Origin of the sequence: Bradyrhizobium sp. 61, assembly GCF_023073075.1 — a bacterium.
In the GTDB taxonomy this organism is placed as follows: domain Bacteria; phylum Pseudomonadota; class Alphaproteobacteria; order Rhizobiales; family Xanthobacteraceae; genus Bradyrhizobium; species Bradyrhizobium barranii.
Window position 1 is genome coordinate 21,841 of sequence record NZ_JADPIU010000044.1, and the last position, 18,754, is coordinate 40,594.

Sequence of the window (18,754 nt, forward strand, 5' to 3'; positions counted from 1 at the left end):
CCCCGCACGGGCGGGGAGAGGGGATTCGATATCAGCGCTTGTTGCGGACCGGAACGTCCATGTCCTCGATCTTCAGCTCGCGCACCGGCTCGAGCACGGCCCAGGCGACGTTCGGATCGACCTTGACCTTGAAGTGATACATGCTCTGGAGCGCCTGATGGTCCTCCTTGCGGAACACCATCTTGCCCTTCGGCGTGTCGAACTCCAGGCCTTCCATCGCCGTGATCAGCTTCTCGGTGTCGGTCGACTTCGCCTTGGTGACGGCGGCGACGACGGACATTGCGGCGGCAAAACCGCCCGCGGTGAAGAAGTCTGGCGGCGCGTTGAAGCGCTTCTGGTGCTCGGCGACGAACCAGTCGTTCACCGGGTTCTTCGGGATGTCGTAGTAGTAATAGGTCGCGCCTTCCATGCCGGGCAGGCCCTTGTAGGCCGCGAGCGCCGGCAGGATGTTGCCGCCGGTGGAGAGCTCGATGCCGTAGCGCTTCGGATCCATGTCCTGCAGCTTGGCCAGCGGATTGCCGGCGCCGGCCCAGATTACCCAGATCACCTTGCGGCCGGGCTTGTCCTTGAGAGCGTCGAACAGGCGCTGGCCGACCGCGGTGAAGTCGGTGGTGTTGGTCGGGGCGTATTCTTCCGCGGCGAGCGTCGCGCCGGTCTTGGCGAGCGCCTCCTTGAAAGCGGCGACGCCGTCGCGGCCGAAGGCGTAGTCCTGCGCCAGCGTCGCCACGGTGACGCCCTGCTTGCCGATCGCCACCGCGTTCGAGATCGCGTCCTGCGAGGAGTTGCGCGCGGTGCGGAAGATGTAGCGATTCCACTTCTCGCCGGTAATCTGGTCCGCGACGGCGGGCTCGACGATCAGGATCTTCTTGTTCTCCTCGGCGACGGGAAGAATGGCCAGCGCCGCGGCCGACGAGGTCGTGCCGATCGCGATGTCGGCCTTGTCGTCCTGATAGGCTTCCGCGAGCGCGGCCTTCGACAGGTCGGGCTTGCCCTGGTCGTCCTTGGTGATGACGACGATCTTGCGGCCGTCGAGCGTCATGGTGCCCTTGGTGGCGTATTCAAAACCCATCTGCAGGCCGGTTTCGGTCTGCTTGGCATAGGCTTCGAGCGGGCCGGTCTTGCCGTAGATCAGCGCGACCTTGAGGTCGTCGGCCTGCGCGGAGGTGTTCGCGGCCAGGCCGAGGATGGCTGCCGTGAGAATGAGCGATCGACGCACGATGATTTCCTCCTTGAATGAACTGCCTTGATCACAGCGATTTGCACAAGTGTGCATACATTGCAATTCCACCTTCCGGCGGAGCTTGCACGAGGCGCATGTGACAGTCTCTTGACGTGCGCGTGCCGGATCGTCGCAGGCCGCGATGCGTTCGCGTTAACGATCCTCTGGCTTCACATCAGCCCTTGCGTTTCCTCAGGCTGCCTCAGAGCAAGCCCTGCGCCAGATCCGGAGCTTTGCACGGGAATGCCTGAAAAAGCGGCCGATCATGCGCGAATGCTACAGGCGAGCGCCGATATGGCGGTGTCAGGAGTCCGAGACTCCGGACATGTGCCGTCTCGAAAGTCAGACAGGCGGCGATCCCGACGCCAGTCCGAACTTGGCGAGCTTCTTGTAGAACGTCGCGCGCGAGATGCGCAGCATCCGCGCGGCTTCCGAGATCTGGCCGTTGCTGGCGGCGAGCGCATGTTCGAGCGTCTGCTTCTCGAACTCCGCCTCGGCTTCGGCATAGGGCACGACCGAGCCGGTCATCTGCAGCGCCGGTCCAGGGCCGGCATCCGCGCTGACCGGCAGGATGTGAACGAAATCGTCGCCGGTCAGGCGCCCCGAATCGCTCAGGATCAGTGCGCGTTCCAGAATGTTGCGGAGCTCGCGGACGTTGCCGGGCCAGTCGTAGCGCGCGAGCGCCGACAATCCGCTCGGCGTGATCTTGACATTGAGGAAATCGCCCGAGGCGCTGAAATCCTCGATCAGCCGCGCGCAGATGTCGGGCAGATCGTCGAGGCATTTTCTCAGAGGGGGCAGGTCGATCGAGAGCACGTTGAGGCGGTAGTAGAGATCGGCGCGGAAGGCGCCGTCGCTGACGCGCTTGCGCAAATCCACATTGGTCGCGGCAATGACGCGCACATCGACCTTGCTGATCTTGTCCGAGCCGAGCGGCTCGATCTCGCGCTCCTGCAGCACGCGCAACAGCTTTGCCTGCAATTGCGGCGGCATCTCGCCGATCTCGTCGAGGAACAGCGTGCCGCCATCGGCGATCCGGAACTTGCCCTCGCGTCCCCTGCGGTCGGCGCCGGTATAGGCGCCAGGCGCGGTGCCGAAGAATTCGGACTCGATCAGCGTTTCCGGGATCGCCGCGGCATTGACGCTGACGAACGGCTTTTCCGCGCGCGAGGACGCATTGTGGATCGCCTGCGCCAGCAGCTCCTTGCCGGTGCCGGTCTCGCCGGTGAGCAGCACGGTCACGCTCTGCCGGGCCGCGCGCTTGGCGAACTCCTTGGCCTGCGCGATCGCCGGTGTCGTGCCGACGAAGTCGGCAAGGGTGAAGCGCGCCGCGCGGGCGTTGGACAATTGCCGCCGCGCCAGCCGCAGATCGCTCTCGAGCTGGGTGACGCGGGCAAGCAGCGGCTTGAGACTCTCGAGGTGGTCGTAGAGCACGAACCCGATCGCGCCGATGACGTTGCGGTCCTCGTCCTCGATCGGCATACGCGTCACCACGAGCTGTTCGCCGCCGAGCTCCATGATGTCGAGCAGGATCGGCTCGCCGCTCTCGGCGACGTTCCGCATCAGGCTGTTCGGGATGATCTCCTCGATCGGCCGGCCGATCGCTTCGGTGGTGTGCTTGAGGCCAAGCGACGCCAGATATTTCTCGTTGACGTAGATCACCCGCCCGCCGCGATCGATCGCGATCGCGCCCTCGCACAGATGCTCCAGCCGCTCGAACAGCGTCACCATCGCCCGCGCGCGGACATAGGCGGGATCGCTGACGTCGGGGGAGGAGGGCATGGCGTACCTCAGGGAAGTCCGCCTGTGTATTAGCAAAAGGGCAGCAATTTCAAAGGGGGAAATGGCACGTAAGCAGCTCAGCAATTGCCGTCGTCCCCGGGCGCGAAGCGAACCCGGGACGACGGCGGTACTCGTTGCGCCGTTGTCGCCTTACCGCCGATACCCGCTCGCCCGCGAATAGCCCTGCCGGTTCTGCTGCGTCGGGCGGTTGGACACACCGGGACGGGATTCGCTGGAGGCGGGGGTCGCGAGCTTCAGCTCCTCCAGGAAGATCGGCCGGGCGAAATAATAGCCTTGCGCGTAGCGGATCTTGGTCGCGGCCTGGAGATAGGCCAGCTCCTCGTAGGATTCGAGGCCTTCGGCGATCACGGTCATGCCGAGCGCTTCGCTCAGGGATTCGATCGCGCGCAAGATGCCCTGGCTGCGCGGGCGCTTATGGATGTCGGTGATGAACGAGCGGTCGATCTTGATCTCGTCGGCGGTGATGTCGGCGAGCGCCGAGAGCGAGGAATAGCCGGTGCCGAAATCGTCGATGGAGATGCCGACGCCGAGCTTGCGGAACATCGGCAGGATCTCGGTCTGGAAATGATTCTTGGCGACGAAGGCGTCTTCCGTCACCTCGATCATGAAGCGCTGCGGAAAGCCGGTCTCGTCCAGCGCCCGCGCGAAACTGCGCATGAATTCGGGGTTGCCGGCCTGCTTGGCGGCGACGTTGATGCTGATGGTCGCTTCCGCGCCGAAGCTGTCGTTGATCGGGTCGATCGACTTGACGATCTCGGCGAGCACGAGATGGGTGAGCTCGTCGATCAATCCCAATTCGCCGGCAAGGTTGATGAACGAGCCCGGCGCCTGGATCACGCCCTCGTCGTCGCGCAGGCGCACCAATGCCTCGATGCCGGTCACGGCCTGGGTGCGGATGTCGACCTTGGACTGGAACGCGCAGCAGAAGCGCTTTTCGAGGATGGCGAGCCGCAGCGACTGCTCGATCTTCATCCGCGCCAGCGCCTCGCGCTCCATGCTGGCGTCGAAGAAGGCCGCCGATCCCTTGCCGCTGTTCTTGATGCGGTACATCGCGATGTCGGCGTTCTGGCGCAGCGTCTCGAAGCTGCGGCCGTGGTCGGGATAGAGGCTGACGCCGACGGAGGTGGAGGCGAAGACCTCCGAATTGTCGATGAAGAACGGTGCGGTCAGCCGCTCCAGCGTCGCTTGCATGAATTCGGCGACTTCCTCCTGGCTCTGGATCGGGGAGAGCAGCAGCAGGAATTCGTCGCCGGAGATGCGCGACAGCATGTCGGAATCGCGCAGGTCGCGCCCGAGCCGCTTCGACAGCTCGACCAGCAGCGCGTCGCCGACGGCGTGGCCGTAATAGTCGTTGATGTGCTTGAAATTGTCGACGTCGAGAAAGGCGAGCGCGAACCGCTCGCCTTTGCCGTCGCGCGCGAGCAGGCTGCCGGCGCGATGCTCGATCACGCGCCGCGAGGGCAGGCCGGTCAGCTCGTCGAAATAGGCCGAGCGGAACAGCTGGTCCTCGAAGTTCTTCTGTTCGGTGATGTCGGAGGAGGCCGAGATCAGCAGCTCGCGTCCGGCAACGCGGACGGGGCGATGGGTGGTCAGCAGCACCTGGCGTGCAGCTCCATCCTGGAGCGCTTCCTCGGAGATGACCGCCTCGCCGGACCTCAGTGCCCGCTGGCAGGCTTCCCGGCGCGGCGTCAGATCGGGCGACGGACGGCTGCCGTCCATGCCGAGCTGGGCGGCCGCGACATCGTTAACCAGCAGAAGCTCGCCCTGCGCGTCCTGCACGGTCAGGCCGGCAGGCAGCATTCTAACGATTTCCTTGAGAAATCCGAGCTCGGCTTCACTCGCGCCGGAATATCTGTTGTCGTTCATAGAAGTCATGAATCTTGTTGTTTCAGCGCGCCTTTGCAATGAGCGCGATCTTGCGCAGTTCCCTCTTAGGTTTGGTTAAGGGGTGCGGAGAAATACGGGGGTGTTTTGCGGCGATGCGACGCGCCCGACCCATCGTCATTAACGGAGCGTCAACGCGCGCAACGAAACTGCGAGCGGAGCGCGCGTCTCTTGCGCTCGTGTCGCGCCTAACCGTTCTGCGGGATGCGGCATTGCATGATGCAATGCAGGCCGGTCTTGAGATACGAGACCTCGGACTTGCCGTCGAAAGCCGACAGCGCCGACTTCAGCAGCTTGGTGCCGAAGCCGGGCTCGGAGACCTTGTCGATGCTCGGGCCCTCGGTTTCGTCCCAGGTGACGGTCAGACGGTCGCCGCTGACGGTCCACGACACCTGCAATAATCCGCGCGGCGCGGAGAACGCACCATATTTGCCCGCGTTGGTGGCGAGCTCGTGAAACATCAGGGACAGTGTGACCGCGAGCTTCGGCGGCAGGAACAGCCGGTCGCCGTTGAGCGTGAAGCGGACATGGCCGTAAGGTCCGAGCTCCGCGATCAGGAGATCGCGGATATCGCAGCCGCCCTTGTCGATCCGCGAGATCAGATCGTCGGTTGCGGCCAGCGACCGTAGCCGCGGATCGATCCGGGCCCAGACCTGCGGCTGGTCGTGCAGCACCTGGTGCAGCACGGCGTGCGCGGTCGACAGCTTGTTCTTCAGCCGGTGCTGGAGCTCGTCGACCAGCAGCTTGCGGTATTCTTCTTCCTCGATCAGGCGTTTGGAAATCCGGCGCTGTTCCGCCAGCATCCCGCGATAATGCTCGACGCCCCAGATGGTGAGGGCGGAGACGCCCCAATAAAGGGTCAGCAAGGTGAACCTGGAGCGATCGGCAAGAGCGTCGCTGAAATTGACGACGACGCCGAGCACGCCGCCGACCAGCGCGGTGATGATGCCGATCCGCAAGCCGCCGAATGCGGCGGCAAAGAACACGGCCGGAAAGTACGGGGTGAAGTAGACGTCGGGCCGCACATGCGCGAGACCCCAGCGCGCCACCGTCGCAACCAGCAGGCAGGCGACCGCGAAGCCGAGGCTCAGAGCGAGCGATGGCGCTGCCACGCCCTGCCAGCCCTTGCGGAATTCGTCGATCAGCTTCTCCATGCCCGGCCCGGTTGCGCTATGCGCGCGTAAATCGAGAAAGGAGCGGGAATGTTACGCATGTCGCATGCACAAGCAAAGCTTGCCTTGTCGCAGACCGGCAGGAATAGTGACTGTCGCGGCGCCGAGATCGATCGGCGTCCGCCATTTGACATCAAATCATTCGAAAACAGGAACATTCCATGGGTAGGTTGGATGGCAAGGTTGCGGTGATTACGGGCGCGACGAGCGGGATCGGCCTGCGTACCGCGGAAGTCTTCGTTGCCGAAGGTGCCAAAATTGTGATCGCGGGGCGGCGCATACCGGAAGGCGAGGCGCTGGCGAAGCAGCTCGGGGTCAATTGCATCTTTCGCCAGACCGACGTGACGGTCGAAGCGCAGATGCAGGCGCTGATCGCGCTCGCGGTGGAGAAGTTCGGCCGGATCGACTGCCTGTTCAACAATGCCGGCGGCCCGGCGCAGACCGGGGGCATCGAAGGTCTCGATGTCGAGCGGTTCGACGCGGCGATGGCGACCCTGGTGCGCAGCGTCATGCTCGGCATGAAGCATGCCGCGCCCGTCATGAAGAAGCAGGGTTCTGGCAGCATCATCAACAATGGCAGCATCGCAGGCCGTCTCGCCGGCTTTTCCTCCTCGGTCGTCTATGGCGCGGCCAAGGCGGCGGTGATCCATCTCACCAAATGCGTGGCGATGGAGCTCGGCGAGTCCAACGTGCGGGTCAACTCGATCTCGCCCGGCGCGATCGCGACCGGCATTTTCGGCAAGGCGCTGGGGCTGTCGACAGAGGCCGCCGAGAAGACGCCGGCGGTGATGCGCGATGTCTACAAGACCGCGCAGCCGATCCCGCGCGCCGGCATTCCTGATGACATCGCCCTTGCTGCGGTGTTCCTGGCGAGCGACGAGTCGAGCTTCATCAACGGCCACGACCTCGTCATCGACGGCGCCATCACCGGCGGTCGCAACTGGAGCCAGCAGCAGCAGGGATTGTCAGCGTTGCGCAAGGCGTTTGATGAGGCGTAGCGGATAGGTCTCGAGCCCCGGATGCGGTGCGGCGTGAAGTGCCGCTCCGCAGAGCCGGGGCCCGTCTATCCGCAGCTTACCCTCTGGCTTGCTGGGTCCCGGCTCTGCGCAGCAGCGCAAGCGCTGCAGCGCGTCCGGGGCACGAGAGTTGAGCCCGCGATATCTCTGCAACTTTCGTCATTGCTTCGTCGCTTCGCTCGCAATGACGGCGAGGGCGCCTACACCGCCTTCACCCGCACCCTCAAGCCATCCCGCGGCTTCGGGATCGGCCACATCTGCCAGTCCGGCTTGTAGCCCGGCTCCAGCGACACCTCGATGTTCTGCAAGAAGTGCCGCGCGAAGCATTTTGCCTGCATGTAGGCGAAGTGCAGGCCGAGGCACATATGCGCGCCGCCGCCGAACGGCACCCAGGCGAAGCGATGCCGGTTGCGCTGGGCTTCCTCGGTGAAGCGCAAGGGATCGAAGCGATCCGGCTCCGGCCAGATGTCCTTCATGTGGTGGGTGTAGAGCGGATTGACGCCGACCGCGGTGCCGGCCGGAATCGTAAAACCCTTGAAGGTGAAATCGCGCATCGCGCGGCGCGGCATCGACGGCACCGGCGGCTTGATCCGCAGGGCCTCCTTGAACGCCATCTCCGACAGCGGCATTTTTTCGAGGTCGTCGAAGCTGCTCGGCGAACCCGGTGCGAGCCCCAGCGCAAGAACCTCCGCGCGCAATCTATCCTGCCAGTCCGGATTGGCGGCGAGCTCGCCGATGAAGGAGGTCAGCGACGAGGTCAGCGTGTCGTGCGCCGCCATCATCAGGAAGCTCATATGGTCGATGATGTCCTGCTCGGACAGCAGGGCGCCATCCTCGTGGGTGGCGCGGCAGAGCTGCGAGAACAGATCGTCGCCGCCGTGATTGCCGCGTCGCAGCGGGATCTGCTCGCGGAAATAGGCGACGATGCGCTTGCGTCCCTTCACGCCGGCCGCCATCTGCGTGCCCGGCAGCGGCCGGCGGATCGGGGCGACGGCGGCCGCGACCATGTCGACAAACGCGCGGTTGATCTCGTCGACCTCCGGCCCGATATCGGCGCCGAGGAACGACGCCGCGGCGAGGTCGAGCGTGAGCTGCTTCATCGCCGGATAGAGCTTCATCTCGCCAGGCTTCGCCTTCCACTGCGCGACGCGCGCGGCGATACCGTGGTCGAGATCGCTCAGGTACGACTTCATCGGCCCCGACTTGAACGCGACCGACAGCGCCTTGCGATGCAGCCGGTGCTCGTCGAAATCGAGCAGCATCAGGCCGCGCGGAAACAACAGGCCGAGCACCTTGTTCCAGCCATGCGTCGAGGAGAACAGCTTTTGCTGGTCGAACAGCACGAGCTCGTTGGCTTCGGGGCCGAGCAGCACGACATTGGTCTCGCCGAAAATATGGGTGCGGTAGACCGGGCCGTATTTGGCGCCGTTCGCCTCGATATGTCCCTTGGGGTCGGCGAGCACCTGAAAGGTCTTGCCGATGATCGGCCAGCCCTCGTCGCCGGGGATGTGCGTCAGCTCGTTGCGCCTGGGTGCGGTGAACGGAAGCGCAGGGGCGACATTCTGCATCGACATGACGATTGCTCCGGTTGACCGACCGAACAGGCGCGCGAACACAGATGACTACGGCCCGCGCCAGCTGACTGGGGTCAGCATAGCACAGGCCGGCATGTCTTTCTTGTGAACGTCGTTACAAGCGTAATTCCGACGAAGCCTACCGCTTCGCCGCTTCCTTCTGCAAATCCGGGGCGTTGACGGCGGGAATGGCGACGCGGCCGGCGCCGGTCACCTTCAGGGCCTCTGCAGCCTTCTCGTTCTCCATGATCTTCGCCATCACGGCCTGCCCGGCGCGTTCGAAGATCGCGCGGTTCTCGATCACGAACTTTTGCGACTTGCGCAGTCCGTCGATATAGCCGTTGATCTCCGGCACGACGTAGCGCGCCACCAGGTCCCAGCTTCGGCGGGTATTCTCGGGGTTGGCCCAATCGTGCACGAAGCCGATCACGGCGCCGACGCCGCCCGACACCTGCATCACGTTCTTGATCATCTTGACGAGGTCGTCGGGCGTGCCGATGACGGAGGCCGCACCCTCGACGAAAGCGGTCTTGTCCACGGCCTCGTCGGGTGAGGCGAACGCGGTCAGGCCCGGCCGCTGCAGCGTGCCGACATTATATTCGTTGTGCCAGCGCATCAGGCCGGCGCCGGCTTCGCGGCGGGCCTGCTCGCGGGTCTCGGCGAGGTGCCAGGTCAGCAGCACGCGCCAGTTCGCCCGATCCACCTTGGTGCCGTGCTTCTTGGCGGCGTCCTCGGCGAACTGCCATTGCTGTTGCAGCGACATCAGGCCCTGCGTCGTCATCGAGCCCAGCGAGATGATGCCGATGCCGTACTTGCCGGCGAGCGTCATGCCAGAGGGCGAGATTTGCGAGGCCACCACGAACGGCATCTCCTCCTGCAAGGGCAGGATCTGGAGTGCGGCGTCATTCATGGTGAACCAGTCGCTCCTGGCGGTGACGCGCTCGCCGTTGAACAGGCGGCGGATCACGCCGATCGCCTCGTCCTGGCGGTCGCGCTGCGTCATCGGGTCGATGCCGAGCGTGTGCGCGTCCGACGCCAGTGCGCCGGGGCCGGAGCCGAAAATGGCGCGGCCGCCGGTCATGTGGTCGAGCTGCACCATGCGCTGGGCGACGTTGAAGGGATGATGATAGGGCAGCGACACCACGCCGGTGCCGAGCTTGATCCGCTTGGTGCGCTCGCCGGCCGCGGCCAGAAACATCTCGGGCGAGGCGATCATCTCCCAGCCGGAGGAATGGTGCTCGCCGCACCAGAACTCGTCATAGCCGAGCGCGTCGAGCTGCTCGACCAGGTCGAGATCGCGCCGGAACTGGAGCATCGGATGTTCCCCGATCGGGTGATGCGGGGCAAGGAAGGCTCCGAACTTCAGGCGCGCCATGGCGTTCTCTCCGGCTGAATTTTCTGTTTGTTGAGGTGGCGAGGCTACGTGCTGGCGATAGCGAAGGCAATCGCGCGGTGTCCCGCGCGGCGGAATGCAGGCATGCGCAGCGAAGACCACTCTCTTCTCTTTCTCCCCATTCTTGCGTGCAGACGCTTCCACACCGTCATGGCCGGGCTTGTCCCGGCCATCCACGACCTTTGCGGCGCTACGAAGAACGTGGATGCCCGGGACAAGCCCGGGCATGACGAGAAGAGGGCGAGGAGAAGATTACCGCGTCATCCTGTTCCACGCATCCAGCCCGGCGATCTTGTACGCCTCCGCCAGCGTCGGATAGTTGAACGTGTTCTGGATGAAATAGTCGATGGTGCCTTTGAGGTTCAGCACGGCCTGGCCGATATGGATCAGCTCGGTGGCGCCTTCGCCGAGGATGTGCACGCCGAGCAGCCGGCGCGTCTTGGTCGAGAAGATCATCTTCATCATGCCGCTGTTCAGCCCCATGATGTGGCCGCGCGAGGTCTCGCGGAAGCGTGCGATGCCGACCTCGTAGGGAATGCCACGCGTGCGCACCTCTTCTTCGGTGAGTCCCGTCGTCGATATCTCCGGCACCGAATAGATGCCGTAGGGGAAGAACTCCGGCGGCGCGAGCGGCTCCATGCCGAGCGCGTGGCAGGCGGCGACGCGTCCCTGCTCCATCGAGGTGGAAGCAAGGCTCGGAAAGCCGATCACGTCGCCGGCGGCGTAGATGTGCGGCACGCTGGTCTGCAAGGTCACGGGATCGACCGAGATGCGGCCGCGATGGTCGACGACGATGCCGGCGGCCTCCAAGTTGAGCCGATCGGTGGCGCCGACGCGCCCGGCCGCGAACAGCAGCATTTCCGTGGTGACGTGCCGCCCGTCCGACAAATGCGTGACGATGCCACCCTGCGCAGTCTTCTCGATCGAGTTGACCTTGGCGCCGAGCCGCAGCGCGACGTTGCGGTCGCGCAGCTCGTGCACGAACTCGTCGATCAATTCCTTGTCGATGAAATCGAGGAAGGTCGGCCGCGGTTCGATCAGGGTCACCGGCACGTCGAGCGCGCTGAAGATGGTGGCGTACTCGACGCCAATCACGCCGGCGCCGATCACGGCCAGGCTGCGCGGCAGCTTTGCCAGCTCGATGATCTCGTCGCTGTCGAGCACGGTGGTGCCGTCGAACGGCACGTAGTCGGGGCGGAACGGGCGCGTGCCGCAGGCGATCAGGATGAAGGCGGCCGACACCACCTTTACCTCGCCAATTGAGCTCGTGATCTCGACCTCGTGCGGTGAGACCAGCCGCGCCTCGCCATTGGCGGTGCGCACCAGATTGCGGCTGAACTGATGCTCGAGTACCTCGACCTCATGGTCGAGCGTCTTCTGAAGACGGATCATCAGGTCGCTCGCCGCGATGTCCTGCTTCACCTTGTAGGAGCGTCCGTAAAAGCCGCGCTCGCGCCAGCCGGAGAGATTGAGCACGGTCTCGCGCAGGGTCTTTGAAGGAATCGTCCCGGTATGGACCGAGACGCCGCCGACCCGTCGGCCCTTCTCCACCACCAGCACGGCCTTGCCGAGCTTGGCACATTGCACCGCGGCCCGGCGCCCCGACGGGCCCGAGCCGATCACCACCATGTCGTAGTCGTACATCCGGAAAACTTCCGAGCCCGCAAAACCAGCCGGAATTGCCATGCAGCAATCGGGCCAAAGCGGCAAGTCCTACCTCGGAGGTAATCGCGCCAATGACGCCGATCTGCGAGTTTTGCGCGCAAATAAATCGCCGAAGGCTCGCGCGAAAATGCATCAAACCGTCACAAAACAAGTCGATTCGGCGCGCCGCTGGGGCGTGCTGGCGATCGTCGTCGCTGCGCAGTTCATGTTCGGCGTCGATGCCTTCATCGTCAACGTCGCCATCCCGACCATCGCGGTCGATCTGCATGCAACGCCGGCGCAGATCGAGTCCGTCATCGCGATCTACCTGATCGCCTACGCCACGCTGGTCGTCACCGGCGGCCGCCTCGGCGACATCCACGGCACGAAGAACGTCTTCCTGGCCGGCGTGCTCGGCTTCACGGTGACCTCGCTGTGGTGCGGGTTGGCGCAATCGGGCGCGGAGCTGATCATCGCACGGCTGGCGCAGGGCGCGACTGCAGCGCTGATGGTGCCGCAGGTGCTGGCGACGCTGCATCTGCTCTTCACCGACGAACAGCGCAGCCGCGCTTTCGCCATCTACGGCATCGTGCTCGGGCTTGCGGGCGCCGCAGGCTTCCTGCTCGGTGGTCTCCTGGTCACGATCGACCTCGCCGGTACCGGCTGGCGCTCGGTGTTCTTCGTCAACGTGCCCTGCGGCCTCGTCATTGCGGCCGCCGCCTGGCGCATCATGCCGTCAGTGCCGCGCCGGGCCGGGACCCGGCTCGACATCAAGGGGAGCATGGTGCTGTTCGCGGGGCTGTTGTGCCTGATCGGACCGCTGCTGTTCGGTCACGATGTCGGCTGGGCGCCGTGGCTATGGGCCGTGATGGCGGTCGGCGGCGCGATCCTTGTCGCGTTCGTGCAGCTAGAGCATGCGGTGGCGCGCGCCGGCGGCATGCCGCTGATCGATCTGACGCTGCTGTCCGACACAGCCTTCCTGCGCGGGCTCGGCGCGGCGTTCTTTTTCTTCGTCGCCAATCTCTCGTTCTATCTCGTCATGACGCTGTTCATGCAGCGCGGCCTGAAGATCCCGCCGCTCGCAGCCGGCATGGCCTTCATTCCGCTCGCACTGGCTTTCGTGGTCGCGTCGCGCCACAGCGGCACGCGGGCGCGCCATCGCGGGACCAAGGTGTTGATCGAAGGCTGCATGTTGCAGATCGCGGGCCTCGCCGCACTCGCGCTGGTCACGGGCTATATCGATGCGCCGGCGCCGATCCCGCTCGCACTCGTCATGATCATCTTCGGCTACGGGCAGGGGCTGGTGATGGCGCCGCTATCCGGTGCGGTGCTCTCGACGGTGAAGCCTGTCGCGGCAGGCTCGGCGTCCGGCATTTATGGCACGACAGCGCAGATCGGAAATGCGGCCGGAGTGGCCGCAATCGGCGCGGCGTTCTTCGCGGTTGAAGCGTTGCAATCGGCGCGCGCAGGCTTCTTCGTTTCGCTCGCCGCGTTTGCGGCGTTAATCACGATCTGCGCCGCATTTCTGGCGTGGATGCGCCGCGTCTCTGCACGAAGTTGAGGCATTGCGGTTAATTCATGCGTATTCCTGCGGATTTTTGCGTGATTTCGGGTGATAGACAGCACACGGGCTTTTTATTTTGCACCGCAGCAACTATTTGGTTTGGGTGAACGTTGAACGTCGCCTGCCAGGAGTTGCCGTGTCGCTTGCCAAAAATCTCGCTCTCTTGAGACATCTGCCAAAGGTGGATGGTCTGCGCCTTGCCGAATTCGGCCGGAGCGCGGACGTATCCAGCCCGTTGGAAGAAGTCACGGGCTTCGGCGACAATCCCGGAAACCTGCGCATGTTCGCGTTCGTGCCGGCGCAACTGCAGAAGCCGCGTGCGCTCGTCGTCGTGCTGCATGGCTGCGGCCAGACCGCCGCTGCTTACGATCTCGGCGCGGGATGGTCGACGCTCGCGAGGCATTACGGCTTCGCGCTGGTGATGCCCGAGCAGCAGCGCGTCAACAACGGCAACACCTGCTTCAACTGGTTCAATCCGGAAGACACCGCGCGGGACGGGGGCGAGGCGCGGTCGATCCGCGAGATGATCGCGCATATGGCCGAAGCACATCGCATCGATCCCAAGCGCGTCTTCATCACCGGTCTCTCCGCCGGCGGCGGCATGGCGTCGGTGATGCTCGCGACCTATCCGGAAGTTTTTGCGGCCGGTGCGGTGATCGCCGGGTTGCCCTATGGCATCGCCTCCAACCTGCGCGAGGCGCTCGACGGCATGTTCCATTCGCCGGCGCGGCCGGAGCGCGAGCTCGGCGATTTCGTGCGGCGCGCCTCGAACCATCGCGGGCCGTGGCCAAAGATGTCGGTGTGGCACGGCAGCGCCGACCGCACCGTCAATCCCGGCAACGCCAGCGAGATCGTCAAGCAGTGGCTCGATTTGCACGATCTGCCGGCCGTGCCGATGGCGGAGACCATTGTCGACGGCTATCCGCGCCAGGCCTGGTGGAACAAGGACGGCGAAACCCTGGTCGAGTCCTACGCCATCACCGACATGGCCCACGGCACGCCGCTCGGCCTCGCCGATAATGATCAGCGTTACGGCATCGAAGGCGCGTTCCTGATCGAGGCCGGTATTTCCTCGTCGTACCACATCGCAAAGTTCTTCGGCCTCACCGGCTGGATTCCGGACGCGGCCGGGAGGAAGGCCGTGCCTGCGACGTCGAAGCCGGCGCTTTCACCCGCGCCGCATCTCGCCCGCTCGATCCGCGCCGCCGTCGCCGAAGAGCCGGCCGAGCCGAAGCGCGAGGCGGCGCGCGGCTTCGATCTCGGCCAGATCATCACGCGCGCACTGACCGCCGCGGGATTGATGAAGTAGTTCGTCGCTCGATAAGCGACGGCTACGCCGTCTGATCGATCCATTCGATCGGCGCCACCGTCACCTCGCCGCCGGCGACCTTCCGCGTCATCTCCTGATAGGCCTTGAAGAAGTCGCGCGATTGCAGCGCCTTTTGCGCGGCCTCGTCGGTGACGCTGGCGAGGTGGAAGTAGCTGGCGTCGTCGCGGTTCTTCAGGACCCGATAGCCGATCCGCCCCTTCAACTCCGGATCGCCCTCGATCGCCTTGATGAAGCGGCCGATCTCCTGGTGCCAGGCTTCCGTCGTGCCGTTCCTGAATTCGTACCTGATCATGAAGTGCTTCATGTGACGCTCCCTGTTCGTCTGGTGCGCCATCATCTGCGCCTTGCAGGCGATCCTGCAAGTATGGACAAAATTGATAGTATGGACTTTTTCGACGTTGTTCCTATCCTTATCGCATAGCGTTTTCGAGCGAAGTGGATACCGGTTCGCGTAAAGAAAACGCGTCAAAACAAGAATCGCTGGCTGCGTATGGAGGAGGCGACATGACAAGGGCAACCCCGGCGCGCACCTGTCCGGTTACGGCCTTTCAGAAGATGATCAGCGGCAAGTACAAGCTCCGCATCGTCTGGGACCTCAGGGACGGTCCGCGGCGCTATGGCGAGATCAGGAGCGGCCTGTTGCGCGGCATGGCCGGCAGCGCCGAGATCACCCCGCGCGTGCTCAGCCGCGAATTGAAGGCGCTGACGCAAAGCGGCCTGATCGACCGCAAGGATTTTGGCGAGGTGCCGCCCAAGGTCGAGTATCGCCTGACCCGCAAGGGCAAAAGCTTCGTGCCGGTCGTCGCCGCGATCCGCGACTGGGGCGAACGCAACCTCAGTGACACCGCGGCGTTGGCGGAGGCCGCCGAGTAGAGCATGATCCGGAAAAGTGTGAAGCGGTTTTCCGAAAAGATCATGCTCAAGTAAAAGGCTACATCTCGCCGGTGATGAACGGATTGGTCATCCGTTCCTGGCCGATGCTCGAGCCGGCGCCGTGACCGCAGATGAAGCCGACGTCGTCGCCGAGCGGCAGGAGCTTGGTCTTGATCGAGTTGATCAGCGTGGCGTGACTGCCGCCGGGCAGGTCGGTGCGCCCGACCGAGCCCGCAAACAGCACGTCGCCGACATGGGCAAAGCGCAAGTCCTTGTTGAAGAACACCACGCTGCCGGGCGAGTGGCCCGGGCAGTGCAGAATGTCGAACTGCAAGCCGCCGATCGACACGCTGTCGCCCTCGTCGAGCCAGCGGTCCGGCGCGAAATTGCGCACCTCCGTCATGCCGAAGCGCGCGCCGCTCTCGACCACGTTGTCGAGCAGGAATTTATCCGCGACATGCGGCCCCTCGATCGGCACCTTCAGCGCATCGCGCAATTCGGCCGCGCCGCCGACATGGTCGATATGGCCGTGGGTCAGCCAGATCTTCTCCACGGTGACGCCGGTCTGCTTGATCGCGTCCAGAATCTTCGGCACGTCCCCGCCGGGGTCGATCACAACGGCCTTCTTGCCGGGCTCGTCCCAGATGATGGTGCAGTTCTGCTCGAACAGCGTCACGGGGACGATGATCGCGCCGGCCTTGGCTTGCTGTGATTCTTGGGTATTGTTTTGCTCGGTCATCGCGCCACAATGCCGATTTTTGCCATGCCGCCAAGCAAAAGATTTGTGTCTAGACCCGGGAACAGCCGGTCGTCACACGGCCGTCCCAATTGGCCTGCTGGTTTGAACCGGGGCGTTCCTTTCGCGTTTTCTCGCGCAGGGTAGATTAGTGAGTGGTATTCCGGCCATGGCTCAGGGCGGCGACAATTGGTGGCGCGACGGTATCTTCTATCAGATCTACCCGCGCTCCTTTCAGGACACAGACGGTGACGGCGTCGGCGATCTCGCCGGCATCTTGCGCCGGCTGCCTTACGTGAAATCGCTTGGCGTCGACGCGATCTGGCTGTCGCCGATCTTTCCCTCGCCGATGGCCGATTTCGGCTACGACATCTCCGACTATACCGGTATCGATCCGCTGTTCGGCACGATGGCGGATTTCGATGCGCTGCTTGCGGCTGCGCATGACAACGGCCTGAAACTGATCCTCGACCTCGTGCCGAACCACACATCAAGCCAGCATCCCTGGTTCGTCGAGAGCCGGTCCTCGCGCGACAATCCCAAACGCGACTGGTACGTCTGGCGCGATCCGGCCGCCGATGGCGGTGTCCCGAACAACTGGCTGTCCGAATTCGGCGGCAGCGCGTGGGCTTTCGACGAGACGACAGGTCAATATTACTACCACGCCTTCCTTGCCGAGCAGCCGGACCTCAACTGGCGCAATCCGGATGTCCGCGCGGCGATCTACGACGCGATGCGGTTCTGGCTGGAGAAGGGCGTCGACGGCTTCCGCGTCGACGTGATCTGGCACCTGATCAAGGATGCCGAATTCCGCGACAACCCGCCGAACCCGCATTACGTCGAGGGCCGGCCGCCGAACGAGAAGATCCTGACGCAATACTCCACCGACCAGCCGGAGGTGCATGACGTCATCGCCGAGATGCGGCGCGTCACGGACGCGTATCGCGACCGCGTGCTGATCGGCGAGATCTATCTGCCGCTGCACCGGTTGATGGCCTATTACGGCAACGATCTCACCGGCGCGCAGATGCCGTTCAACTTCGCGCTGCTCTCGACGTTCTGGAGCGCGCGCTCGATCGAGACAATCGTCGAGGATTACGAGAAGGCGCTGCCGAAGGGCGCCTGGCCGAACTGGGTGCTCGGCAATCACGACCGTCCGCGCGTCGCAAGCCGTGTCGGGCCGGAGCAGGCCCGCGTCGCCGCCATGCTGCTGCTGACGCTGCGCGGTACGCCGACGCTCTATTACGGCGACGAGATCGGCATGCATCAGCTCGCGATCTCCCCTGAGGACGTGCGCGATCCCTTTGAGAAGAACGTGCCCGGCATCGGCGTCGGGCGCGACGGCTGCCGTACGCCGATGCAGTGGGACTCTTCGCAGACCGGCGGCTTCTCCGGCGTAAGGCCATGGCTGCCGCTGCCGGAGGACCACATCCACGACAACGTCGTCAATCTCGAAGCCGATTCGCGTTCGATCCTCAGTCTGTACAAGCGGCTGATCGCGTTGCGAAAGGCATCTCCGGCGCTGGTCGCAGGCGACTATCACCCGATCGCCGCGCAAGGCGATCTCCTGATCTATCGCCGCGAGGCCGAGGGCACCGCGATCATCGTCGTGCTCAATCTCGGGCCCGACCCGATCGCCGTGACCTCCAGCGCGATCCGTTTCGGTAGCGAGATCTTGCTGTCGACGTTTCTGGATCGCGAGGGCGAGAGGCTGGAAGGCGTGCTGGATCTGCGCGGCAACGAGGGCGTGGTGGTGATGCCGCCATACATGTAGCGTCGTCCCGGGGCGCGCGTAGCGCGAGCCCGGGACCCATAACCACAGGAAGTCGTTTTGTGACGACTTGGAGTTGACGGCTCGCGCCACACCCCTCCCTGTGGCTATGGATTCTCAGATGCGCAATTGCGCATCATAGCTCGCGCTTCCGCGCGCCCCGGAATGACGGATGGAGTGTCCGCGCCTGCCGGAATCGGCTAAGCTCCCCCCATGGACAGCACCGCCCGCAACATCGCCCTGGTTCCGCCGCCCGATCGCCGCCAGTCCGAGACCGCGCTGGCGATCGCGCGCGGCACGGCGCGGCTGCTGCGCTCGCTCGGCTTTACCTGCATCAGCGAACTGCCGCTGCCGTCGGGCCGGCGCGCCGATCTGGTGGCGCTCAACGAGCGCGGCGAGATCTGGATCGTGGAGATCAAATCGTCGGTCGAGGATTTGCGTGCCGACCAGAAATGGCACGAATACCGCGCCCATTGCGACCGGCTGTTCTTCGCCTTCACGCAGGATCTGCCCTGCGAGATCTTTCCGCAAGACACCGGCCTGATCATTGCGGACGCCTATGGCGCGCACATGCAGTGCGAGGCGCCCGAGCACAAGATCGCCGCTGCCACGCGCAAGCAGATGACGGTGCGTTTCGCGATGGCGGCAGCGCTGCGGATCAACCGTCTGGTCGACCCGCAGGGCCACGCGGATTTTTGGGAATAGCGGCGCGGCGAACGCGGACGCCGTAGGGTGGGCAAAGCGAAAGCGTGCCCACCATCCAAGCCGATCAGGA

The 18,754-nt window shown here is 64.5% G+C and carries 15 protein-coding genes; 6 read left to right on the top strand and 9 right to left on the bottom strand.

The window, feature by feature from the left end; genetic code table 11:
- Positions 1–31: 31 nt before the first annotated feature.
- From IVB46_RS12710 to IVB46_RS12725, 4 genes are all read right to left on the bottom strand, one after another.
- On the bottom strand, positions 32–1,216 hold the full coding sequence (locus tag IVB46_RS12710) for a substrate-binding domain-containing protein (protein ID WP_247313103.1): 1,185 nt from the start codon (positions 1,214–1,216) through the stop codon (positions 32–34).
- Positions 1,217–1,561: 345 nt separating this feature from the next.
- Positions 1,562–3,001 carry a sigma 54-interacting transcriptional regulator gene (locus IVB46_RS12715; RefSeq protein WP_247342893.1) on the bottom strand — a complete coding sequence of 480 codons (1,440 nt, stop codon included), beginning with the start codon at positions 2,999–3,001 and terminating at the stop codon, positions 1,562–1,564.
- A 150-nt stretch (positions 3,002–3,151) separates the two neighbouring features.
- Complete coding sequence (locus IVB46_RS12720) at positions 3,152–4,888, bottom strand: EAL domain-containing protein (protein ID WP_247313095.1); 1,737 nt, start codon at positions 4,886–4,888, stop codon at positions 3,152–3,154.
- A gap of 206 nt (positions 4,889–5,094) precedes the next feature.
- Positions 5,095–6,060, bottom strand: a complete 966-nt coding sequence (locus IVB46_RS12725) for a sensor histidine kinase (protein ID WP_085404077.1) — start codon at positions 6,058–6,060, stop codon at positions 5,095–5,097.
- A 179-nt stretch (positions 6,061–6,239) separates the two neighbouring features.
- On the opposite strand from IVB46_RS12725, the gene IVB46_RS12730 reads away from it, so the two are divergent.
- Positions 6,240–7,076, top strand: a complete 837-nt coding sequence (locus IVB46_RS12730; RefSeq protein ID WP_166347726.1) for a glucose 1-dehydrogenase — start codon at positions 6,240–6,242, stop codon at positions 7,074–7,076.
- A gap of 218 nt (positions 7,077–7,294) precedes the next feature.
- Here the strand turns inward: IVB46_RS12730 and IVB46_RS12735 are convergent, their stop codons facing one another.
- From IVB46_RS12735 to sthA, 3 genes are all read right to left on the bottom strand, one after another.
- On the bottom strand, positions 7,295–8,668 hold the full coding sequence (locus IVB46_RS12735) for a cytochrome P450 (RefSeq protein ID WP_071908995.1): 1,374 nt from the start codon (positions 8,666–8,668) through the stop codon (positions 7,295–7,297).
- A gap of 139 nt (positions 8,669–8,807) precedes the next feature.
- On the bottom strand, positions 8,808–10,043 hold the full coding sequence (locus tag IVB46_RS12740) for an LLM class flavin-dependent oxidoreductase (RefSeq protein ID WP_247313092.1): 1,236 nt from the start codon (positions 10,041–10,043) through the stop codon (positions 8,808–8,810).
- Between the two features lie 270 nt (positions 10,044–10,313).
- Positions 10,314–11,705 (bottom strand): Si-specific NAD(P)(+) transhydrogenase, encoded by a 1,392-nt coding sequence (gene sthA, locus IVB46_RS12745; protein WP_063980061.1) that lies wholly within the window; start codon positions 11,703–11,705, stop codon positions 10,314–10,316.
- A gap of 148 nt (positions 11,706–11,853) precedes the next feature.
- Here sthA and IVB46_RS12750 point away from each other — a divergent pair, with 148 nt between their 5' ends.
- Both IVB46_RS12750 and IVB46_RS12755 read left to right on the top strand, forming a co-directional pair.
- Positions 11,854–13,266 carry an MFS transporter gene (locus IVB46_RS12750; protein WP_247313089.1) on the top strand — a complete coding sequence of 471 codons (1,413 nt, stop codon included), beginning with the start codon at positions 11,854–11,856 and terminating at the stop codon, positions 13,264–13,266.
- Positions 13,267–13,405: 139 nt separating this feature from the next.
- Positions 13,406–14,578 carry a PHB depolymerase family esterase gene (locus IVB46_RS12755; protein WP_247313086.1) on the top strand — a complete coding sequence of 391 codons (1,173 nt, stop codon included), beginning with the start codon at positions 13,406–13,408 and terminating at the stop codon, positions 14,576–14,578.
- Positions 14,579–14,600: 22 nt separating this feature from the next.
- On the opposite strand, the gene IVB46_RS12760 is transcribed toward IVB46_RS12755, so the two are convergent.
- Positions 14,601–14,903, bottom strand: a complete 303-nt coding sequence (locus IVB46_RS12760) for a hypothetical protein (RefSeq protein WP_223153830.1) — start codon at positions 14,901–14,903, stop codon at positions 14,601–14,603.
- A gap of 200 nt (positions 14,904–15,103) precedes the next feature.
- On the opposite strand from IVB46_RS12760, the gene IVB46_RS12765 reads away from it, so the two are divergent.
- Positions 15,104–15,472, top strand: a complete 369-nt coding sequence (locus IVB46_RS12765; RefSeq protein ID WP_247313082.1) for a helix-turn-helix domain-containing protein — start codon at positions 15,104–15,106, stop codon at positions 15,470–15,472.
- A 58-nt stretch (positions 15,473–15,530) separates the two neighbouring features.
- On the opposite strand, the gene IVB46_RS12770 is transcribed toward IVB46_RS12765, so the two are convergent.
- On the bottom strand, positions 15,531–16,211 hold the full coding sequence (locus IVB46_RS12770; RefSeq protein ID WP_247313079.1) for an MBL fold metallo-hydrolase: 681 nt from the start codon (positions 16,209–16,211) through the stop codon (positions 15,531–15,533).
- 166 nt (positions 16,212–16,377) lie between these two features.
- Between IVB46_RS12770 and IVB46_RS12775 the strand changes: the two genes are divergently transcribed.
- Both IVB46_RS12775 and IVB46_RS12780 read left to right on the top strand, forming a co-directional pair.
- Positions 16,378–17,982: an alpha-amylase family glycosyl hydrolase gene (locus IVB46_RS12775; protein WP_247313215.1), complete on the top strand. Its 1,605-nt coding sequence runs from the start codon at positions 16,378–16,380 to the stop codon at positions 17,980–17,982.
- Between the two features lie 210 nt (positions 17,983–18,192).
- Positions 18,193–18,684: an MmcB family DNA repair protein gene (locus IVB46_RS12780; protein WP_028170389.1), complete on the top strand. Its 492-nt coding sequence runs from the start codon at positions 18,193–18,195 to the stop codon at positions 18,682–18,684.
- Positions 18,685–18,754: the final 70 nt, after the last annotated feature.